This is a genomic window from Citrobacter braakii, assembly GCF_002075345.1.
Classification (GTDB): domain Bacteria; phylum Pseudomonadota; class Gammaproteobacteria; order Enterobacterales; family Enterobacteriaceae; genus Citrobacter; species Citrobacter braakii.
Window position 1 is genome coordinate 202,443 of record NZ_NAEW01000007.1, and the last position, 19,947, is coordinate 222,389.

Genomic DNA, 19,947 nt, shown 5'->3' on the forward strand with positions numbered 1-19,947 from the left:
GCGTCCTGCCGGGTTAAAAGCCCTCCGCTTTCACGGAGGGCAATGGCAACCTTACTCGCCCTGGCTTGCCGGAGCTTCCGGTTCGCCTGCAGGCTGAGACTGCTCAGTTGCTTCTTTAATGCTCAGACGTACACGGCCCTGGCGATCAACTTCCAGAACTTTGACCGGTACTTCCTGGCCCATCTGCAGGTAATCGGTCACTTTCTCAACGCGTTTGTCAGCGATCTGAGAGATGTGTACCAGACCTTCTTTACCGCCACCAATGGCAACGAATGCGCCAAAGTCAACGATACGGGTCACTTTACCATTGTAGATACGGCCTACTTCGATCTCTGCGGTGATCTCTTCGATACGACGGATAGCATATTTCGCTTTCTCGCCGTCGGTCGCAGCAATCTTCACAGTACCATCATCTTCAATTTCAATGGTGGTGCCGGTTTCTTCGGTCAGAGCACGGATAACAGAACCGCCTTTACCGATAACGTCTTTGATCTTGTCCGGGCTGATCTTGATGGTGTGGATACGCGGAGCGAACTGAGAAATGTCACCACGCGGTGCATTGATCGCTTGTTCCATCACACCCAGGATGTGCAGACGCGCACCTTTAGCCTGGTTCAGAGCAACCTGCATGATCTCTTTGGTGATACCTTCAATTTTGATATCCATCTGCAGTGCAGAGATACCGTCGCGGGAACCCGCCACTTTGAAGTCCATATCGCCCAGGTGGTCTTCGTCGCCCAGGATGTCAGACAGAACAACAAAGTTGTCGCCTTCTTTCACCAGACCCATCGCGATACCCGCAACGGCAGCTTTGATCGGCACGCCTGCGTCCATCAGCGCCAGAGAAGCACCACATACGGAAGCCATGGAAGAAGAACCGTTAGATTCGGTGATTTCAGAAACCACACGTACGGTGTACGGGAATTTATCCAGTTCCGGCATCACTGCCAGTACGCCACGCTTCGCCAGACGACCGTGACCAATCTCACGACGCTTCGGAGAACCGACCATACCGGTTTCACCTACGCAGTACGGAGGGAAGTTGTAGTGGAACAGGAAGTTGTCAGTACGCTCGCCCATCAGCTCGTCAAGGTTCTGCGCATCACGAGTGGTGCCCAGGGTCGCAGTAACCAGCGCCTGAGTTTCACCACGGGTGAACAGTGCGGAACCGTGGGTACGCGGCAGCACGCCAGTACGCACGTCCAGACCACGGATCATGTCTTTTTCACGGCCATCGATACGCGGTTCGCCTGCCAGTACGCGGCTGCGAACAACATTTTTCTCGATAGCGTGCAGGATTTCACCCAGTTCGTTAGCGTCCAGGGTTTCGTCTTCAGCCACCAGAGTTGCGATGGTTTCAGATTTGATCACGTCAACCTGAGCGTAACGCTCTTGTTTGTCGGTGATACGGTAAGCATCGCTCAGACGAGCTTCTGCCAGTGCGGCAACGCGTGCGTTCAGCGCTTCGTTGACGGCTTCTGGCTGCCAGTCCCAACGCGGTTTGCCAGCTTCTTTCGCCAGCTCGTTGATAGCCTGAATAACAACCTGCTGCTGTTCGTGGCCGAATACTACAGCGCCCAGCATCTGGTCTTCGCTCAGCAGTTCAGCTTCGGATTCAACCATCAGTACGGCAGCTTCAGTACCAGCAACAACCAGGTCCAGCTTGCTTTCTTTCAGTTCGTCCTGAGTCGGGTTCAGTACGTACTGGTCATTGATGTAACCAACACGTGCAGCACCGATCGGGCCGTTGAACGGGATACCAGACAGAGTCAGCGCAGCAGATGCACCAATCATTGCCACGATATCCGGGTTAACCTGCGGGTTAACGGAAACAACGGTCGCGATAACCTGAACTTCGTTAACGAAGCCTTCCGGGAACAGCGGGCGAACCGGGCGGTCAATCAGACGCGCGATCAGAGTTTCGCCTTCACTCGGACGGCCTTCACGACGGAAGAAGCTACCCGGGATACGGCCAGCAGCGTAGGTACGCTCCTGATAGTTAACGGTCAGTGGGAAAAAGTCCTGGCCTGGTTTCGCTTTTTTCTGGCCAACAACGGTAACGAATACCGCAGTGTCATCCATGCTAACCATAACAGCGGCAGTCGCCTGACGCGCCATCATGCCGGTTTCCAGCGTAACGGTATGCTGACCGTACTGGAATTTACGAACGATCGGATTAAGCAAATTAATATCCTTTCTCTATTTTTTGACGACACATTTTTGCGCCATCGTTAATACCCGATCTTCTGCGCATCCTCGCGACTAATGACAACCCTAACCCATAAGCATGAGTAAAGCCTCTCATTAGCCGCGCGAACCTCTGCAACGGAAGATCATTCATAGCAACAATACATTAGTTTCCAGCGAATTGCTGCCATCTGCTGGAAAAAAGGGGCCATGAAGGCCCCCTCTTTCTGAAACTCGAAAGAATTAGCGACGCAGACCCAGACGCTCGATCAGCGCGGTGTAACGTGCAACATCTTTACGTTTCAGGTAGTCGAGCAGTTTACGACGCTGAGAAACCATGCGCAGCAGACCACGACGGCTGTGGTGATCTTTTTTGTGCTCTGCAAAGTGGCCCTGCAGGTGGTTAATCTGTGCAGTCAACAGAGCAACCTGAACATCGGTAGAACCGGTGTCGTTTGCATCACGACCAAACTCAGAAACGATTTTAGCGGTAGCTTCAGTACTTAGAGACATTTTAAAACTCCAAAGTGTTAAGAATGAAAGGATGCCGATCTCTAATTCAGCTATCCCAGTGTATACACGCCTTCTTCAAACTGACCCTGCGCTGGCTGTGTCCGCTCACCTCGGTCACTTACCTGAGTAAGCTCCTGAGGATCCTCAGACCTGCCGCCTTGATGCAGCTCGAATGATTTTGTGTACACGCCACGCAGATTGTTAAACAATTTACGCGACGTTAAGCGGCAGTATTCTACTCGCAGCGCCCTTTTATCGCAAGACAGAGAGCGCTATGCAGGATACTCAACCACCAGGCGACGAGGGGCGACACGACCTTCATCGTCCATCTCCCCCATGCCGATAAACTTGCCGTCATCGCCTTCCGTCACGCGCACCAGCCCTTCAAGCGGCGCACCTGACGTCCGTACCGGGTTACCATTTTTAAAGTAAACCGAGGATGTTAAAGGCAAATTAACAACAGGGTAGTCCGATGCAGGACTGTCCATTGGCATCAGCAAAGGATCAAGCAGCTGCGCCGCCGGAATGTTCTGCTGTTCGGCCTGTTCAACCAGCGCATGCAGATGTTCCAGCGTAACCATACGATCCACCGGATACTTGCTGACCGTCAGACGACGCAGATACGTTACGTGCGCGCCGCAGCCCAGCTTCTCACCGAGATCGTCAACGATGGTGCGAATATAAGTGCCTTTGGAGCAGTGAACTTCCAGCTCCAGCTCGTTACCTTCGTGGCGAATAAACAGCAGCTCATAGACGGTAATCGGGCGCGCTTCACGCGGCACTTCAATGCCCTGACGCGCATATTCGTACAGCTTTTTACCCTGGTACTTCAGTGCCGAATACATTGACGGAATCTGCTCGATATCGCCGCGGAAAGTCTCCAGCGCGCTCGCAAGCTGCTCTGCGCTGAAGGTTACCGGACGCTCCTGCACGATTTGCCCATCGGCATCGGAGGTGTCGGTACGCTGGCCCAGACGGGCAACCACACGATAGCGTTTGTCAGAATCCAGCAAATACTGGGAAAACTTAGTCGCTTCACCGAGGCAGATAGGCAGCATGCCTGTTGCCAGCGGATCCAGCGCGCCGGTATGTCCCGCGCGGTTGGCATTGTAGATGCGCTTTACTTTTTGCAGTACGTCATTGCTGGACATGCCCTGCGGCTTATCCAGCAGTAGAACACCGTGAATGTCGCGACCACGACGACGAGGACGACTCATCAGTCCTCCTTGCTGTCGTCCGCTGGGTTCACACGACGCTCATCGTCATGTTTCACCACGCTGGTCACCAGGTTGGACATGCGCATCCCTTCAACTAACGAATTGTCGTAGAAGAAGGTCAGCTCAGGCACGATACGCAGACGCATTGCTTTACCCAGCAAAGAGCGGATAAAACCAGAGGCTTCCTGCAGTGCCTTAATGCCGTTTTTCACGGCAGCTTCGTCCTGATCGTTGAGGAAAGTCACGAACACTTTAGCGTATGCCAGGTCTCGGGACATCTCAACACCCGATACGGTGGTCATCATACCAACACGCGGGTCTTTGATTTCGCGTTGCAGGATGAGTGCGATTTCTTTCTGCATCTCCTGCGCGACACGCTGTGGGCGACCAAATTCTTTCGCCATAATAAATTCTCCAGAATAAAGACAAAAAAGGGGCCATAAGCCCCTTTTTAAATTTCTTGCCGGGTGGCGCTTCGCTTCCCCAGCCTACACTTAATCATCTTCTAAGGATTTTGGTTTGCAGTAAGGCGGCAAACTCGTAAATCCCCGGGAGCATAGATAACTATGTGACCGGGGTGATCGAGCGCAGCCAACGCAGTTGCGGCCCAAAAGACGACGAAGATTATGCGATGGTACGTTTGATCTCGATAATCTCGAACACTTCGATCATATCGCCAACGCGAACGTCGTTGTAGTTCTTAACGCCGATACCACATTCCATGCCATTACGGACTTCGTTGACGTCATCTTTGAAGCGGCGCAGGGATTCCAGCTCGCCTTCATAGATAACCACGTTGTCGCGCAGTACGCGGATTGGGTTGTGACGTTTAATCGTGCCTTCGGTAACCATACAGCCTGCGATAGCGCCGAATTTCGGTGATTTGAACACATCACGAACTTCAGCCAGACCAATGATCTGCTGTTTCAGTTCCGGAGACAGCATGCCGCTCATCGCTGCTTTCACTTCGTCGATCAGATGATAGATGACGGAGTAGTAACGCAGATCCAAGCTTTCTGATTCGATAACTTTACGTGCAGAGGCATCAGCACGGACGTTGAAGCCAACCAGAATCGCGTTGGATGCCGCAGCCAGGGTCGCGTCGGTTTCGGTGATACCACCTACGCCAGAACCGATAATCTTCACTTTTACTTCGTCGGTAGACAGTTTCAGTAAAGAGTCGGAAATCGCTTCTACAGAACCCTGAACATCGGCCTTCAGAACGATGTTCACTTCGTGAACTTCGCCTTCGGTCATGTTGGCGAACATGTTCTCCAGTTTAGATTTCTGCTGACGAGCCAGTTTAACTTCACGGAATTTGCCCTGACGGTACAGTGCAACTTCACGGGCTTTCTTCTCGTCACGAACAACGGTAACTTCGTCACCCGCAGCCGGAACACCGGACAGACCCAGGATTTCCACCGGAATAGACGGACCCGCTTCCAGTACTTCCTGACCCAGTTCGTTACGCATCGCACGAACGCGGCCGTATTCGAAACCACACAGTACGATGTCGCCTTTGTTCAGCGTACCTTCACGTACCAGCACGGTAGCAACCGGACCACGACCTTTATCCAGGAAGGATTCGATAACCGCACCGCTCGCCATACCTTTACGCACAGCTTTCAGTTCCAGTACTTCGGCCTGCAGCAGGATAGCATCCAGCAGTTCGTCAATACCGGTACCCGCTTTCGCAGAAACGTGGACGAACTGGCTCTCGCCGCCCCAATCTTCCGGCATGATGCCGTACTGGGACAGTTCGTTTTTAACGCGATCTGGATCCGCTTCTGGTTTATCGATTTTGTTGACTGCAACCACTACCGGCACACCTGCCGCTTTCGCGTGCTGGATAGCTTCGATAGTCTGCGGCATCACGCCGTCATCTGCTGCAACAACCAGAACAACGATATCCGTTGCCTGAGCACCGCGAGCACGCATGGAGGTAAACGCGGCGTGACCCGGGGTATCCAGGAAGGTGATCATACCGTTGTCAGTTTCAACATGGTACGCACCGATGTGCTGAGTAATGCCGCCCGCTTCGCCAGAGGCAACTTTCGTGGAGCGAATGTAGTCCAGCAGAGACGTTTTACCGTGGTCAACGTGACCCATGATGGTCACTACCGGTGCGCGCGGTTCTGCCGCAGCGCCGGTGTCACGGTCGCTCATTACTGCTTCTTCCAGCTCGTTTTCACGACGCAGGATAACTTTGTGGCCCATCTCTTCGGCAACCAGCTGTGCGGTTTCCTGGTCGATGACCTGGTTAATGGTCGCCATTGCGCCCAGCTTCATCATCGCTTTGATGACCTGAGAACCTTTGACTGCCATCTTGTTCGCCAGATCGCCAACGGTGATGGTTTCGCCGATCACAACGTCACGGTTAACGGCCTGAGCCGGCTTCTGGAAGCCCTGCTGCAGAGCGGAACCTTTACGCTGCTTACCGCCTTTACCGCCGCGAACCGCTGCACGCGCTTCTTCACGGTCAGCTTTAGATTCAGCGTGTTTGTTACCTTTCTTCGCCGGACGCGCTGCTTTCGTGCTGCGAGTACGACCACGACCGCCTTCTACTTCGCGATCGTTCTCGTCTTCTGCCTGGCGAGCATGCTGAGAGGTGGTGACGTGATAATCGCTGGTATCTTCAACAGGTTCAGCGTTATTCACACCATTCTTCTCGTTTTCTTCCGCCATACGGCGAGCTTCTTCCGCTACGCGGCGCGCTTCTTCTTCAAGCTTGCGACGTGCTTCTTCTTCCGCTTTACGCTTCAGTTCTGCGGCTTCATTTTCACGGCGGGCTTTTTCGGCCTGGGCGGTTTTAGTCATATCGTCGGTCTGTTGATTGCTCACTTTGTCTTTTTCCGCAGCTTCACGTTTCGCTTTATCAGCGGCTTCACGCTTAGCTTGTTCTGCGGCCTCACGTTCGGCTTTTTGTTGCGCCTCGCGTTTGGCAGCTTCTTCTGCCTCACGACGGGCTTGCTCTTCCGCTTCACGCTGCGCCTGCTCTTCCGCGGCAAGGCGTTCAGCCTCTTGCGGATCGCGTTTCACAAAGGTGCGTGTCTTGCGGACTTCGATTTGTACCGATTTGCTTTTTCCACCGGTACCTGGAATATTGAGAGTACTGCGCGTTTTACGCTGCAATGTCAACTTATCGGGCGCTGATCCGTTTTCACGGTTCAGATGCGCCAGTAAGGTTTGTTTCTCTTGTGCGGACACAGAGTCGTCAGCAGACTTCGGGATACCTGCATCAGCAAATTGCTGTACCAGGCGATCCACGGAGGTCTGTATCTCTGCAGCCAGCGTTTTTACGGTTACATCTGTCATACTGTTCCTTCCTGCTACAGTTTATTACGCTTCGTCGCCGAACCAGCAAATATTACGGGCAGCCATAATCAGCTCACCGGCTTTTTCGTCGGTCAACCCTTCGATATCAGCCAGATCATCAATGCCCTGTTCAGCGAGATCTTCCAGCGTACAAACACCACGGGCAGCCAGTTTGAAGGCCATCTCACGATCCAATCCTTCCAGATTCAGCAGATCGTCAGCCGGTTTGTTATCACCGAGACTTTCTTCCTGGGCCAGTGCCAGAGTGGTCAGTGCGTTTTTAGCACGCTCGCGCAGCGCTTCAACGGTCTGTTCATCCAGGCCGTCAATTTCCAGCAGCTCTTTCATTGGCACGTAGGCCAGTTCTTCCAGCGTCGCAAAACCTTCTTCTACCAGAACCGTCGCGAAATCTTCATCGATATCGAGATATTTGGTGAAGGTATCAATGGCTGCATGTGCTTCAGCCTGATGCTTCGCCTGCAGGTCATCAACGGTCATCACGTTGAGTTCCCAACCGCTCAGTTGTGAAGCCAGGCGGACGTTCTGACCATTACGTCCAATCGCCTGAGCCAGGTTACCGGCTTCAACCGCGATATCCATGGTGTGTTTGTCTTCATCCACCACGATAGAAGCGACGTCTGCTGGCGCCATTGCGTTAATCACGAACTGCGCCGGGTTATCATCCCACAGGACGATATCGATACGCTCGCCGCCCAGTTCGGTAGAAACCGCCTGAACGCGCGCACCGCGCATACCCACACAGGCGCCGACCGGATCAATACGCTTGTCGTTGGTCTTAACGGCGATTTTCGCACGTGAGCCCGGATCGCGAGCAGCCGCTTTAATTTCGATCACTTCTTCGCCAATTTCCGGCACTTCAATGCGGAACAGCTCTATCAGCATTTCCGGTTTGGAACGGGTTACGAACAGCTGGGCACCGCGCGCTTCCGGGCGTACAGAGTAAAGAACGCCACGGATACGGTCACCTGGGCGGAAGTTTTCACGCGGCAGCATGTCTTCACGCAGGATCACAGCTTCAGCATTGCTGCCCAGATCCAGAGAAATGTTGTCGCGGTTAACTTTCTTCACCACACCGGTGACGATTTCGCCTTCGTGTTCGCGGAACTGATCGACAACCATTGCGCGTTCGGCTTCACGTACTTTCTGTACGATAACCTGTTTCGCGGTCTGGGTGGTGATACGGTCAAAGGTGACAGATTCAATCTGATCTTCAACATATTCGCCCACGTTCAGGCTTTCGTCTTCGAAGCGTGCCGCTTCCAGCGTAATTTCTTTGGTCGGCTGAGTAACTTCTTCTACGATTACCCAACGACGGAAGGTATCGAAATCACCGCTTTTACGATCGATTTCTACGCGAACGTCGATCTCTTGCTCATATTTTTTCTTTGTTGCTGTAGCCAGCGCACTTTCCAGCGCTTCAAAAATTTTCTCGCGTGGCAGCGCTTTTTCGTTGGATACGGCTTCAACAACAGCCAAAATTTCTTTGTTCATCGCGGGCTTTTCACCTCAATCCAGACTGTTAAAAGTGGGGAACCAGGTTCGCCTTCTGGATATTACTCAGCGCGAACACTTCATCTTTACCTTCGACTGTGACCGTGATCATCTCACCATCCACCGCTTTGATAACGCCCTGCCATTTACGACGGTTTTGTACCGCCATACGAAGAACCAGCGTCACTTCTTCACCCAGGAAACGCACGTAGTGTTCAGCTGTGAACAGAGGACGGTCGAGACCCGGAGAGGAGACTTCCAGGTTGTAGGCAACGGTGATTGGGTCTTCGACATCCATCACGGCGCTTACCTGATGGCTCACATCAGCACAATCATCAACATTGATGCCATCTTCACTATCAATATAGATGCGCAGTGTGGATGTGCGACCACGAATAAATTCGATGCCGACCAACTCGTAGCCCAGGGCTTCAACTGGCGCTGTAATCATCTCTGTTAATTTTTGCTCTAATGTGGACAAGCCCACCCCCAAGACATAAAAAAAGGGCCTAAAGCCCAGTTATTCTGTAGTCAGATAACAAAAAACCCCGATAAATCGGGGCTTTATATAACTGAACCCTATAACCGCACCTGCGGTTCGGAAAACCTTCCGAAAGAATTTTTTTCAAATCCAGCTACGAAGGCCTAAGTCTTCACAGTATATTTGAAAAAGAACTCTAAGGGAAAGTGGTTGCGGGGGCCGGATTTGAACCGACGACCTTCGGGTTATGAGCCCGACGAGCTACCAGGCTGCTCCACCCCGCGCCTGAAACGTGGCAAATTTTACTCGTTTTGGGTAAAAAATGCAAATACTGCTGGGATTTGGTACCGAGGACGGGACGTAAAATCTGCGCACAGTATATTGATTCACTATGCGGTATGTCAACCTTGTTACGACTATGCAAATCAATGAATGCTGCCCAGCGAATATTCGACCAGATAAATGTGTCACCCGCGCCGTTATTTAACGAAATTATCACTAAACTCTTCCTGTCATCCAGAAAAGATGATTAAATGAAAACTCACTTATTTTGCATAAAAATGCAATTAGTATAATAAGCCGACCTCTTCACCAGTCTATCAAGCAGGGTTTTATTTTATGACGACGATTCTCAAGCATCTCCCGGTAGGTCAACGTATTGGTATCGCTTTTTCCGGCGGCCTGGACACCAGTGCAGCACTGCTGTGGATGCGACAAAAAGGGGCTGTCCCATATGCATATACTGCGAATTTGGGCCAGCCGGATGAGGATGACTATGACGCCATTCCTCGCCGTGCAATGGAATATGGTGCTGAGAATGCTCGCCTGGTAGATTGCCGTAAGCAGCTGGTTGCCGAAGGGATTGCTGCGATTCAGTGCGGTGCATTCCACAACACCACCGGCGGACTGACCTATTTCAATACCACTCCGCTGGGCCGTGCTGTCACCGGCACCATGCTGGTTGCGGCCATGAAAGAAGATGGCGTAAATATCTGGGGTGACGGTAGCACCTATAAAGGTAACGATATTGAACGTTTCTATCGTTACGGTCTGCTGACCAACGCCGAACTACAGATTTACAAACCATGGCTGGATACCGATTTTATCGATGAACTCGGCGGTCGCCATGAGATGTCCGAATTTATGATTGCCTGTGGTTTTGACTACAAGATGTCCGTTGAGAAAGCGTACTCCACGGACTCCAATATGCTCGGGGCGACCCACGAAGCAAAAGACCTCGAATTTCTGAACTCCAGCGTCAAAATCGTCAACCCGATTATGGGCGTGAAATTCTGGGATGAGAGCGTGAAGATCCCGGCAGAAGAAGTCACCGTGCGTTTTGAGCAGGGTCATCCGGTAGCGCTGAACGGTAAAACCTTCAGCGACGACGTTGAGATGATGCTGGAAGCCAACCGCATCGGCGGCCGTCACGGTCTGGGTATGAGCGATCAGATTGAAAACCGTATCATTGAAGCGAAAAGCCGGGGCATCTACGAAGCTCCGGGGATGGCATTGCTGCACATCGCCTATGAGCGTCTGCTGACCGGGATTCACAACGAAGACACCATCGAGCAGTATCACGCGCACGGTCGCCAGCTTGGTCGTCTGTTGTATCAGGGCCGCTGGTTTGACTCTCAGGCGCTGATGCTGCGTGACGGTCTACAGCGTTGGGTTGCCAGCCAGATTACGGGTGAAGTGACGCTGGAACTGCGTCGCGGTAATGATTACTCCATCCTCAACACCGTGTCTGACAATCTGACTTACAAACCAGAACGTCTGACGATGGAAAAAGGCGACTCAGTATTCTCTCCGGATGATCGTATCGGTCAGTTGACCATGCGTAATCTGGATATCACTGATACCCGCGAGAAGCTGTTCGGTTATGCGCAGTCTGGTCTGCTGACCGCCTCTTCCACAACCGGCCTGCCGCAGGTTGAGAATCTGGAAAACAAGGCGAAGTAAATATTCATCATCTTAAGGCCGCGAAAGCGGCCTTTTTTATGCGCAGAAAATAGGGATGTTCTGTGACCCTGAGGCCTGATAAGCCAGGCATCATCAGGTATTGTAATAGTCGGACGGCGTCCTAAATGTCTTATCCGACCTACAGAACTACCACAAATGACAGACGAAAAAAAAGACGCTTTGCAGCGTCTTTTTTTTGGAATTTGGTACCGAGGATGGGACTCGAACCCACAAGCCCGTTAGGGCACTACCACCTCAAGGTAGCGTGTCTACCAATTCCACCACCTCGGTACAGAATACTTAGCGTGGGATATCGCTGGTCGGCTGAGCCGGAGCAGCTGGCTGAGTTTGCTCGGTTTTCGCCGGTGCACTCAGATTTTCCCACTCACTTCCTTTATTGGTCTTATTGCTGTTCATGTTACCCAGCACCAGACTGATGATGAAGAACAAGGTTCCCAATACAGCTGTCATGCGGGTCATGAAGTTACCAGAACCACTTGAACCAAACAGAGTACCAGAAGCGCCTGCGCCAAAAGAGGCTCCCATATCAGCGCCTTTGCCTTGCTGCAGCATGATCAAGCCTACCAGGCCAATTGCCACAATAAGGAAAACTACTAAAAGAGCTTCGTGCATAATCAACCTGTTCCTTGCGGAGTTGCCGCGTACAATGCTTCGACCATTAAAGCGGGAATGTTTACTGTTTCCCACTGAAGCGGGTGTGAATACTAACCAAAGCGAATAACCTTCGCAAGGGCAATTTGTTGGCATTGTATCAACTGCGGAAAAAATCGCCATATCAATCAAAAACGCAGCAACTTCTCCCAGCATCTCTGCATGACGGCGCGTTGATCGTCAAGATTCGCCCATACCACAACGGGGATTTCACAAATCAGGTCAGCGTTTTCTGGCCAGCAGTGAATAATTTGCTGGTTCACCAACTCTTCCGCCACCATCGATTCGGGTAACCATGCCATTCCCATATGCCGCAGCACCATTTCTCGTATCGTTTCGCTTAAACCACTCTCAAACACTTTTTTCAGACGTGGGCGGACGCGTTGTTCAGCTGGCTCAATAATGCGTCTGACAAAGGTGTAGTCGCTATAGCATAGCCATGGGATCGGCGCATGCGGATCGTTAAGCGCATTAGCCAACTGCGCAGAAATAACCGGTATAAATCGCTCATACCGCCATAGTGAACGTTTTAACCCTCCGGCAATCTCCAGCCCCGGCTGCGAAGACGGTAAATCGTAGGTCACCAGCAGATCGATTTGCCGATCTATCAAGGCGTTAAAGTGGTTGTCTATCCCCTGAATACTGGCATTAACCGTAAAATTTAACTGCGGTTCGCTCTGTCGCAGATAGTTGATCATATCCGGCAGGATATTCACCGACAGCGTATGCAGGCTAACCATCACCAGCGTATTGTCCGTTGCTGGCGTCATCGCCGATAGCTCGTGGCGCGCCTCTGTTAGTGTACTGAGGACGTGCCGGGCATAGGGTTCAAAGCGTTCACCATAGCGTGTCAGCGTAACGGGGGTCGTGGTCCGGTCAAACAACGGCACCCCTAACACCTCTTCCAGCGCCTTTATACGCCGACTGAGTGCGGGTTGAGTAATATGCCGCTGCGCCGCGGCCTGAGAGTAGTTTCCATGCTGACTCAATGCCAGAAAATCTTCCAGCCACTTACAATCCACGTTGAACTCTCCACCATGCCATAACCGCATCCTCCAATACCAAATCGGTAATAGTCATAGTTATAGTAATGGCTTTATGGTGGGCATCATAACAACAATATTCCTTTTCACCTGCCGACTCTCACCCACGACGTTTGACAGGACCGATATGTTTACTTTATTGACCAATGCCCGTGTTTTTTCTCCCGAGGATTTAGGCCTCTGCTCCCTGCTCATTCATGCCGACCGAATTGTGGCGGTAGAAAAAGATCTTTCCCTGTTTGATGGCGTCGACGAGGTCATCGATTGTCATGGCAAATGGGTTATCCCAGGCATAATCGATCAACATGTCCATCTTACCGGTGGCGGTGGCGAGGCTGGATTTGCCAGCCGAACGCCAGCCGTCAAGCTACGCGATCTGATTCAGGCAGGTATTACCACGGTTGTCGGCGTGTTAGGTACCGATGCCATTTCTCGTTCGCCCAAAGACCTCTACGCCAAAATGCAGTCTCTCAACCTTGAGGGATTACGCGCATTTATGCATACGGGAGCCTACGCGGTACCCAGCCCAACCATTACGCGATCCATCCGCGATGACATGACCTTCATTCCGGCGATTCTTGGCGTCAAAATCGCCCTCGCCGATCACCGTGGTTCTTACCCCTCTTTCCAGGAATTGCTGAGAATAGTAAGCGATATCCGCGTGGCTTCCCTGCTGGCAGGCAAAAAAGGGTTACTGCATGTACATCTGGGGAATCTGCCGGAAGGGATGTCACAGCTTATTGAGCTGTGTGATGCAGGCATTCCGATTCACCACATTTCACCGACCCATGTTGCGAGAACAGCGCCCTTGTTCGAACAGGCGATTGCGTTCGCTCATCGTGGCGGCCATATCGACGTTACGTCTGGCGGTAGTCGCTTTATGCCTCAGGAGCAGGCAATCCTCCACGCTCTGGAAGCCCAGGTTCCAGCCGATCGCATCACGATCAGCTCTGATGGTAATGGCAGCGTTCCGCGCTTTAACGCCCAGGGTATTGTGGAAGGCTTAAGCGCGGCACCGGTCGCAGGTAACCTTAATCTTCTTCCTCGCTTGATTGATGTGGGGATCCCTGTGCCACAAGCGATCGCGATGTTGACGGCAAACGTTGCTCGCTCGTTGGGTATTTCCGGCGGCGTGCTCTGCGCCGGGGAACGTGCTGATATCTGTGTACTCAATGATGACCTCTCGCTGGCCCATCTGTTCGCTGCGGGTAAGCCGTTGCTGCGGGATGGCGAGTGCCTGGTTACTGGCAACTTCGAGTAAGGGGGCAAGAATGTCATTATTACTGGCGCTAATTGCCATCATTTTTGCCGGACGTCTGATCCTCAAAAAATATCACCCCCAGTCAGTGTTGCTGTTGACCGGGATTGTGCTGCTGCTTATCGCGCATTTTAGCGGGATGACCACGCTCAGTGACCTGGTGAAAAAAAGCACCGGATTCGGCCCCTTTGATGCCTTCGAGTTTATTCGCGATACCCTGAGCGTGCGCCTCGGCGGCCTTGGGCTGCAAATTATGCTGATTGGTGGTTTCGCTACATATATGTCGGCCATTGGCGCAAGCCAGGTGCTGGTTCGGGTGACATCTCGCCCTTTGCAACGCCTGAACTCACCGTATCTGCTGTTGGGGCTGGCGCTGTTGCTGGGTCAATTCCTGTCGCTGTTTATCAGCAGCGCCACCGGGCTGGGTCTGCTGTTGATGGCGACGCTCTACCCTCTGCTGACCCGTCTTGGCTGTAGCCGCGCTGCCGTTGCCGCCGTTATCGCCAGTACCTGTGCGGTTGAATTTGGTCCAGGTTCCGGCAACTCGGTTCTCGCCGCCAAAACCGCAGGCATCGAGGTGGTGAACTATTTCGTGCAGGATCAGTTGCCGATCGTCGTCCCCGTTATTCTGTTCATCGCCCTGTTACATATTGTTGTGCAACGCTTTTTCGACCATCGGGAAAGCAGTGACGGTGTGGCTCAGCAGATGCAGACATTAACGTCGACCGATGAAACTGAAGCACCGATCGCCTGGCTTTTTCTGCCCATGCTACCTCTGGTGTTGATGCTGGTGTGCAGTGATTTAGTATTCAGTTCGCTCAAAATTACGCTGGATACCGCCGTACTGATAAGCCTCGCCATTACCCTGGTTTGTGAGTATTGCCGTCATCGTAAGGCGCGCGAGGTGATGGCAGGCGTACAAAAAGTCTTCGACAGCATGGGCAGCGTTTTTGCTACCGTCGTCACGCTGATTATCGCCGGTGAAGTCTTTTCAGCCGGACTGAAAGCTATTGGCGCCGTCGATGCGCTGCTGTCGCTTTCCGGTGAATTTGGCCTCAGCGCCGCCTCTATTATCCTGCTGATGACCCTTATCACCTTTGCAATTTCAGCGCTAATGGGCTCCGGAAATGCGGCGTTTTTCTCCTTCGCCCCGATGGTACCGGACATCAGCCGTCATATCGGTAGCGACATCGCAGTCATGATGTTGCCTATCCAGATATCGGCGGGTATTGGTCGTACGTTATCCCCCATTGCCGGCGTCATCATTGCTATCGCGGGAATTGCAGGCGTCTCACCTGTGGACATTGTTAAGCGCACCGCGATTCCGATGCTGGGCGGTTGGTTACTGATGATTGCGCTGACCTTTGCCCGGTCAGGGCATTTGCTGGCGGTTCTGCCGTGGCTGGCAGTCCTTGTAATATTAATGATCGGTGGTTACTTCTGGCAGCGCCGACATAAACAGTCGCTTCCCGTACAGTAAAAAAAAACCGGAGTCCCAGACTCCGGTTTTCACTGTCTTTAGTGATTACACCGCTTTGACGGCATCGGCAATACGGTGAGCGAATTCAGTCACCTGCGCTTCATCTTCACCTTCAACCATCACGCGAATTAACGGTTCAGTACCTGACTTACGCAGCAGAACACGTCCGCGATTGCCCAGTGCAGCTTCAACTTCAGCCATCACCGCTTTCACGTTTTCATGTTCCAGCGGATCGCCGCTACCTGCGGTGTAACGTACGTTAACCAGCAGTTGCGGGAACATTTTCATGCCGCTGCACAGGTCGTGCAAACTCATATGGTTACGCACCATCGCCGCCAGTACCTGCAGACCTGCAACGATACCGTCACCGGTGGTGGTTTTGTCCAGCAGGATCACATGGCCTGAGTTTTCAGCACCGATACGCCAGCCTTTTTCCTGCATTTTTTCCAGTACGTAGCGGTCGCCGACTTTCGCACGGGCAAACGGAATACCCAGCTGTTTCAGCGCCAGCTCGAGGCCCATATTGCTCATCAGCGTACCTACCGCACCACCGCGCAGTTGCCCCTGACGCAGGGCTTCACGGGCAATGATGTACATGATCTGATCGCCATCGACCTTATTGCCTTCGTGGTCAACCATAATGACACGGTCGCCGTCACCATCCAGCGCAATACCCAGATCGGCTTTTTCCGCCATCACGCGCGCCTGCAGGGCACGAACGTCGGTAGCGCCGACTTCTTCATTGATATTCACACCGTTTGGCTCACAGCCAATAGCAATCACGTTTGCGCCCAGCTCACGCAGTACATTTGGCGCAATGTGGTACGTCGCACCATTAGCGCAATCCACCACAATTTTAAGCTCACTCAGACTCAATTCATTCGGGAAGGTGCCTTTGCAAAACTCGATATAACGACCGGCAGCATCAACGATGCGGGTAGCTTTACCCAGTTCAGCCGAGTCCACGCAGGTGATCGCTTTTTCCATTTCGGCTTCGATAGCTTCTTCAACCGCATCCGGCAGTTTGGTCCCATCGATGGAGAAGAATTTAATTCCGTTGTCATAGTACGGGTTGTGCGAAGCGGAGATAACAATCCCAGCTTCAGCACGGAAGGCACGCGTCAGATATGCAACAGCAGGTGTTGGCATTGGGCCTGTGAAAGAAGCCGACAGTCCGGCGGCAGCCAGACCCGCTTCCAGTGCGGACTCCAGCATATAGCCGGAAATACGCGTATCTTTGCCGATAATAATTTTACGTGAACCATGACGTGCCAGCACTTTTCCTGCAGCCCAACCCAGTTTGAGTACAAAGTCAGGGGTAATTGGGGCGTCGCCTACGCGACCACGGATCCCATCGGTGCCAAAATATTTACGATTACTCATAGCGTTTATTTTCCTTTGCAGACAATGTGGCTTCCACCACACGCATCGCTTCTACGGTTTCTTTGACGTCATGGACACGAATGATATGCGCCCCTTGCATTGCGGCAATGACCGCACACGCAAGGCTACCGCTCAGGCGTTCGGATGGCCCCACATTCAGCAACTGGCCAACCATTGATTTTCGTGACATCCCAACCAGCAATGGCAGATTAAAATGATGAAACTCAGCCAAACGTGCCAGTAATGTGTAGTTGTGAGTGAGATTTTTACCGAATCCGAACCCGGGGTCGAGCAACAATTTATCTTTTGTGATTCCAGCCCGCTCGCAGCGTGCTATTTGTTCAACAAAGTAACGATTTACATCAGCAAAAACATCCTCGTACTTTGGTGCTTCCTGCATGGTTTTCGGCTGACCCTGCATATGCATCAGACAAACCGGTAATCCGGTTTCTGCTGCGGCTTCCAGCGCCCCAGGCTCCGAGAGTGAGCGAATGTCATTAATGATATGTGCGCCGACTCTGGCGCACTCGCGAATCACTTCTGCTTTTGAAGTATCGACCGAAATCCACACTTCAAAACGTTGAGCAATCGCCTCCACCACCGGGATCACTCGCTGCAACTCTTCTTCCACGCTCACATCGGCCGCGCCTGGACGCGTGGATTCACCACCCACATCAATGATAGTCGCCCCAGCGTTAATCATCAGGTTTGCGTGTTTTACCGCCTCAACCAGAGAGTTGTGCGCACCACCATCGGAAAAGGAATCTGGCGTGACGTTCAAAATCCCCATGACGTGCGGATGGCTGAGATCCAGTGAAGACCCCTGAGCAAAGAGTTTCATAGTTTTATCCCTGATAACATCTTGAATATACAAATAAGAAAAACCCCGGGGCAAGCCCCAGGGTTTTAAATTAGAACACGGTCATCATCAACGATAACTTATTTGTCGCCCAGTTGCTCTGACATGGTGCCAGAGTCCGGCGCACGCGGTTCATCAACCGGACGCGGCGCACTCGGCTTGCCGGTGCTGCCAGAGTTGTTGTTAGAAGAACCCGGTTCTTCCCAACCCGCTGGCGGACGTACCTCGCGGCGAGCCATCAGATCATCAATCTGCGGCGCATCGATGGTCTCATATTTCATGAGCGCATCTTTCATCGAGTGCAGAATGTCCATGTTTTCGTTCAGCAGACGACGCGCACGGTCATAGTTACGCTCAATCAGAAGTTTAACTTCCTGATCGATAATACGAGCCGTTTCATCGGACATATGTTTAGCTTTCGCCACAGAACGTCCCAGGAACACTTCGCCTTCTTCTTCAGCGTACAGCAACGGACCGAGTTTCTCGGAGAAGCCCCACTGAGTAACCATGTTACGCGCCAGGTTAGTCGCGACTTTAATGTCGTTCGACGCACCGGTAGAAACATGTTCAACACCGTAGATGATCTCTTCGGCCAGACGACCGCCGTACAGCGTGGAGATCTGACTTTCCAGTTTCTGACGGCTGGCACTGATAGCGTCGCCTTCAGGCAGGAAGAAAGTCACACCCAGCGCACGACCGCGCGGGATAATCGTCACTTTGTGCACCGGATCGTGTTCCGGTACCAGGCGACCGATAATCGCGTGGCCTGCTTCGTGATACGCGGTAGATTCTTTCTGCGCTTCCGTCATCACCATGGAGCGACGTTCCGCACCCATCATGATTTTGTCTTTCGCTTTCTCGAATTCAACCATCGATACAACACGCTTGTTGCCACGAGCTGCAAACAGCGCCGCTTCGTTGACCAGGTTCGCGAGATCAGCACCGGAGAAGCCAGGCGTACCACGTGCAATGATTGCCGCATCGATATCCGGAGACAGCGGTACGCGACGCATATGCACTTTCAGGATCTGTTCACGACCGCGGACATCCGGCAGACCAACCACAACCTGACGGTCGAAACGGCCTGGACGCAGCAGCGCAGGGTCAAGAACGTCCGGACGGTTAGTTGCCGCGATAACGATAATGCCTTCGTTACCTTCGAAGCCGTCCATCTCAACCAGCATCTGGTTCAGTGTCTGCTCACGTTCATCGTGACCACCGCCCAGACCTGCACCACGCTGGCGGCCTACGGCGTCGATTTCATCGATGAAGATGATGCACGGTGCCGCTTTCTTGGCTTGTTCGAACATGTCACGCACACGAGATGCACCGACACCCACGAACATTTCCACGAAATCAGAACCGGAAATGGTGAAGAAAGGAACCTTCGCTTCACCTGCGATAGCTTTCGCCAGCAGGGTTTTACCCGTACCCGGAGGACCGACCATCAGGACGCCTTTCGGGATTTTACCGCCCAGCTTCTGGAAACGGCTCGGTTCGCGCAGATACTCAACCAGCTCAGCAACTTCTTCTTTTGCTTCGTCGCAACCAGCAACGTCTGCAAAAGTCGTTTTGATCTGATCTTCCGTCAGCATGCGCGCTTTGCTCTTACCGAACGACATGGCACCTTTGCCACCACCGCCCTGCATTTGACGCATGAAGAAGATCCAGACACCAATCAGCAGCAGCATTGGGAACCAGGAAATGAAGATAGAAGCCAGCAGGCTCGGCTCTTCAGGCGGTTCACCAACAACCTTGACGTTTTTGGTCAGCAGGTTATCAAGCAGCTTCGGATCGTTAACCGGAATGTAGGTCGTGTAACGGTTACTATCTTTCTTGGTAACGTTAATCTCACGTCCGTTGATCTTCGCTTCACGAACCTGGTCCTGATTGACCTCTTGCAGGAAGGTAGAGTAATCAACCTTACGGCCATTAGACTCGCTGGGCCCAAAGCTCTGGAATACTGACATCAGCACAACGGCAATGACCAGCCAGAGAATTAGGTTTTTCGCCATGTCACTCAAGGGATTAACCTCATATTACAACTGTGTTAAAAACAGCGTCA

The 19,947-nt window shown here is 52.5% G+C and carries 15 protein-coding genes and 2 tRNA genes; 3 read left to right on the top strand and 14 right to left on the bottom strand.

Going from position 1 to position 19,947, the window contains the following annotated elements; genetic code table 11:
• Positions 1 to 51: 51 nt before the first annotated feature.
• The 8 genes from pnp to BZK42_RS16740 all read right to left on the bottom strand — a co-directional run bounded on the left by pnp (position 52) and on the right by BZK42_RS16740 (position 9,509).
• Positions 52 to 2,184 (bottom strand): polyribonucleotide nucleotidyltransferase, encoded by a 2,133-nt coding sequence (gene pnp, locus BZK42_RS16700; RefSeq protein WP_008785911.1) that lies wholly within the window; start codon positions 2,182 to 2,184, stop codon positions 52 to 54.
• A 246-nt stretch (positions 2,185 to 2,430) separates the two neighbouring features.
• Complete coding sequence (rpsO, locus tag BZK42_RS16705; RefSeq protein ID WP_000059465.1) at positions 2,431 to 2,700, bottom strand: 30S ribosomal protein S15; 270 nt, start codon at positions 2,698 to 2,700, stop codon at positions 2,431 to 2,433.
• 272 nt (positions 2,701 to 2,972) lie between these two features.
• Positions 2,973 to 3,917, bottom strand: a complete 945-nt coding sequence (truB, locus tag BZK42_RS16715) for a tRNA pseudouridine(55) synthase TruB (protein ID WP_016157566.1) — start codon at positions 3,915 to 3,917, stop codon at positions 2,973 to 2,975.
• Entirely contained in the window at positions 3,917 to 4,321 is a 405-nt protein-coding gene (rbfA, locus tag BZK42_RS16720) for a 30S ribosome-binding factor RbfA (RefSeq protein ID WP_003024988.1), read from the bottom strand. The genes truB and rbfA overlap by 1 nt, the downstream gene beginning before the upstream one ends.
• 220 nt (positions 4,322 to 4,541) lie before the next feature.
• Positions 4,542 to 7,232, bottom strand: a complete 2,691-nt coding sequence (gene infB / locus BZK42_RS16725) for a translation initiation factor IF-2 (RefSeq protein WP_016154667.1) — start codon at positions 7,230 to 7,232, stop codon at positions 4,542 to 4,544.
• A 24-nt stretch (positions 7,233 to 7,256) separates the two neighbouring features.
• Positions 7,257 to 8,744: a transcription termination factor NusA gene (gene nusA, locus BZK42_RS16730; RefSeq protein WP_003024992.1), complete on the bottom strand. Its 1,488-nt coding sequence runs from the start codon at positions 8,742 to 8,744 to the stop codon at positions 7,257 to 7,259.
• 28 nt (positions 8,745 to 8,772) lie between these two features.
• On the bottom strand, positions 8,773 to 9,225 hold the full coding sequence (rimP, locus tag BZK42_RS16735) for a ribosome maturation factor RimP (RefSeq protein ID WP_003024996.1): 453 nt from the start codon (positions 9,223 to 9,225) through the stop codon (positions 8,773 to 8,775).
• Positions 9,226 to 9,432: 207 nt separating this feature from the next.
• A tRNA-Met gene (locus BZK42_RS16740) sits at positions 9,433 to 9,509 on the bottom strand.
• A gap of 334 nt (positions 9,510 to 9,843) precedes the next feature.
• Between BZK42_RS16740 and argG the strand changes: the two genes are divergently transcribed.
• Complete coding sequence (argG, locus tag BZK42_RS16745) at positions 9,844 to 11,187, top strand: argininosuccinate synthase (RefSeq protein ID WP_003024998.1); 1,344 nt, start codon at positions 9,844 to 9,846, stop codon at positions 11,185 to 11,187.
• Positions 11,188 to 11,391: 204 nt separating this feature from the next.
• Here argG and BZK42_RS16750 read toward each other — a convergent pair.
• The 3 genes from BZK42_RS16750 to BZK42_RS16760 form a co-directional block, all read right to left on the bottom strand.
• Positions 11,392 to 11,478 (bottom strand) — tRNA-Leu (locus tag BZK42_RS16750).
• 9 nt (positions 11,479 to 11,487) lie between these two features.
• Positions 11,488 to 11,820 (bottom strand): preprotein translocase subunit SecG, encoded by a 333-nt coding sequence (gene secG / locus BZK42_RS16755; protein WP_003025000.1) that lies wholly within the window; start codon positions 11,818 to 11,820, stop codon positions 11,488 to 11,490.
• Positions 11,821 to 11,987: 167 nt separating this feature from the next.
• Positions 11,988 to 12,881: a LysR family transcriptional regulator gene (locus tag BZK42_RS16760; RefSeq protein ID WP_047358519.1), complete on the bottom strand. Its 894-nt coding sequence runs from the start codon at positions 12,879 to 12,881 to the stop codon at positions 11,988 to 11,990.
• A 148-nt stretch (positions 12,882 to 13,029) separates the two neighbouring features.
• Here BZK42_RS16760 and iadA point away from each other — a divergent pair, with 148 nt between their 5' ends.
• Positions 13,030 to 14,163: a beta-aspartyl-peptidase gene (iadA, locus tag BZK42_RS16765; RefSeq protein WP_046275529.1), complete on the top strand. Its 1,134-nt coding sequence runs from the start codon at positions 13,030 to 13,032 to the stop codon at positions 14,161 to 14,163.
• A 10-nt stretch (positions 14,164 to 14,173) separates the two neighbouring features.
• Positions 14,174 to 15,640 (top strand): C4-dicarboxylate transporter DcuC, encoded by a 1,467-nt coding sequence (gene dcuC, locus BZK42_RS16770; RefSeq protein ID WP_016157568.1) that lies wholly within the window; start codon positions 14,174 to 14,176, stop codon positions 15,638 to 15,640.
• A gap of 45 nt (positions 15,641 to 15,685) precedes the next feature.
• Here dcuC and glmM read toward each other — a convergent pair whose 3' ends face one another.
• The 3 genes from glmM to ftsH form a co-directional block, all read right to left on the bottom strand.
• Positions 15,686 to 17,023: a phosphoglucosamine mutase gene (gene glmM / locus BZK42_RS16775; RefSeq protein ID WP_016157569.1), complete on the bottom strand. Its 1,338-nt coding sequence runs from the start codon at positions 17,021 to 17,023 to the stop codon at positions 15,686 to 15,688.
• Positions 17,016 to 17,864 carry a dihydropteroate synthase gene (folP, locus tag BZK42_RS16780; protein ID WP_016154672.1) on the bottom strand — a complete coding sequence of 283 codons (849 nt, stop codon included), beginning with the start codon at positions 17,862 to 17,864 and terminating at the stop codon, positions 17,016 to 17,018. The genes glmM and folP overlap by 8 nt, the downstream gene beginning before the upstream one ends.
• Before the next feature lie 98 nt (positions 17,865 to 17,962).
• Positions 17,963 to 19,897, bottom strand: a complete 1,935-nt coding sequence (gene ftsH, locus BZK42_RS16785) for an ATP-dependent zinc metalloprotease FtsH (RefSeq protein WP_019077783.1) — start codon at positions 19,895 to 19,897, stop codon at positions 17,963 to 17,965.
• Positions 19,898 to 19,947: the final 50 nt, after the last annotated feature.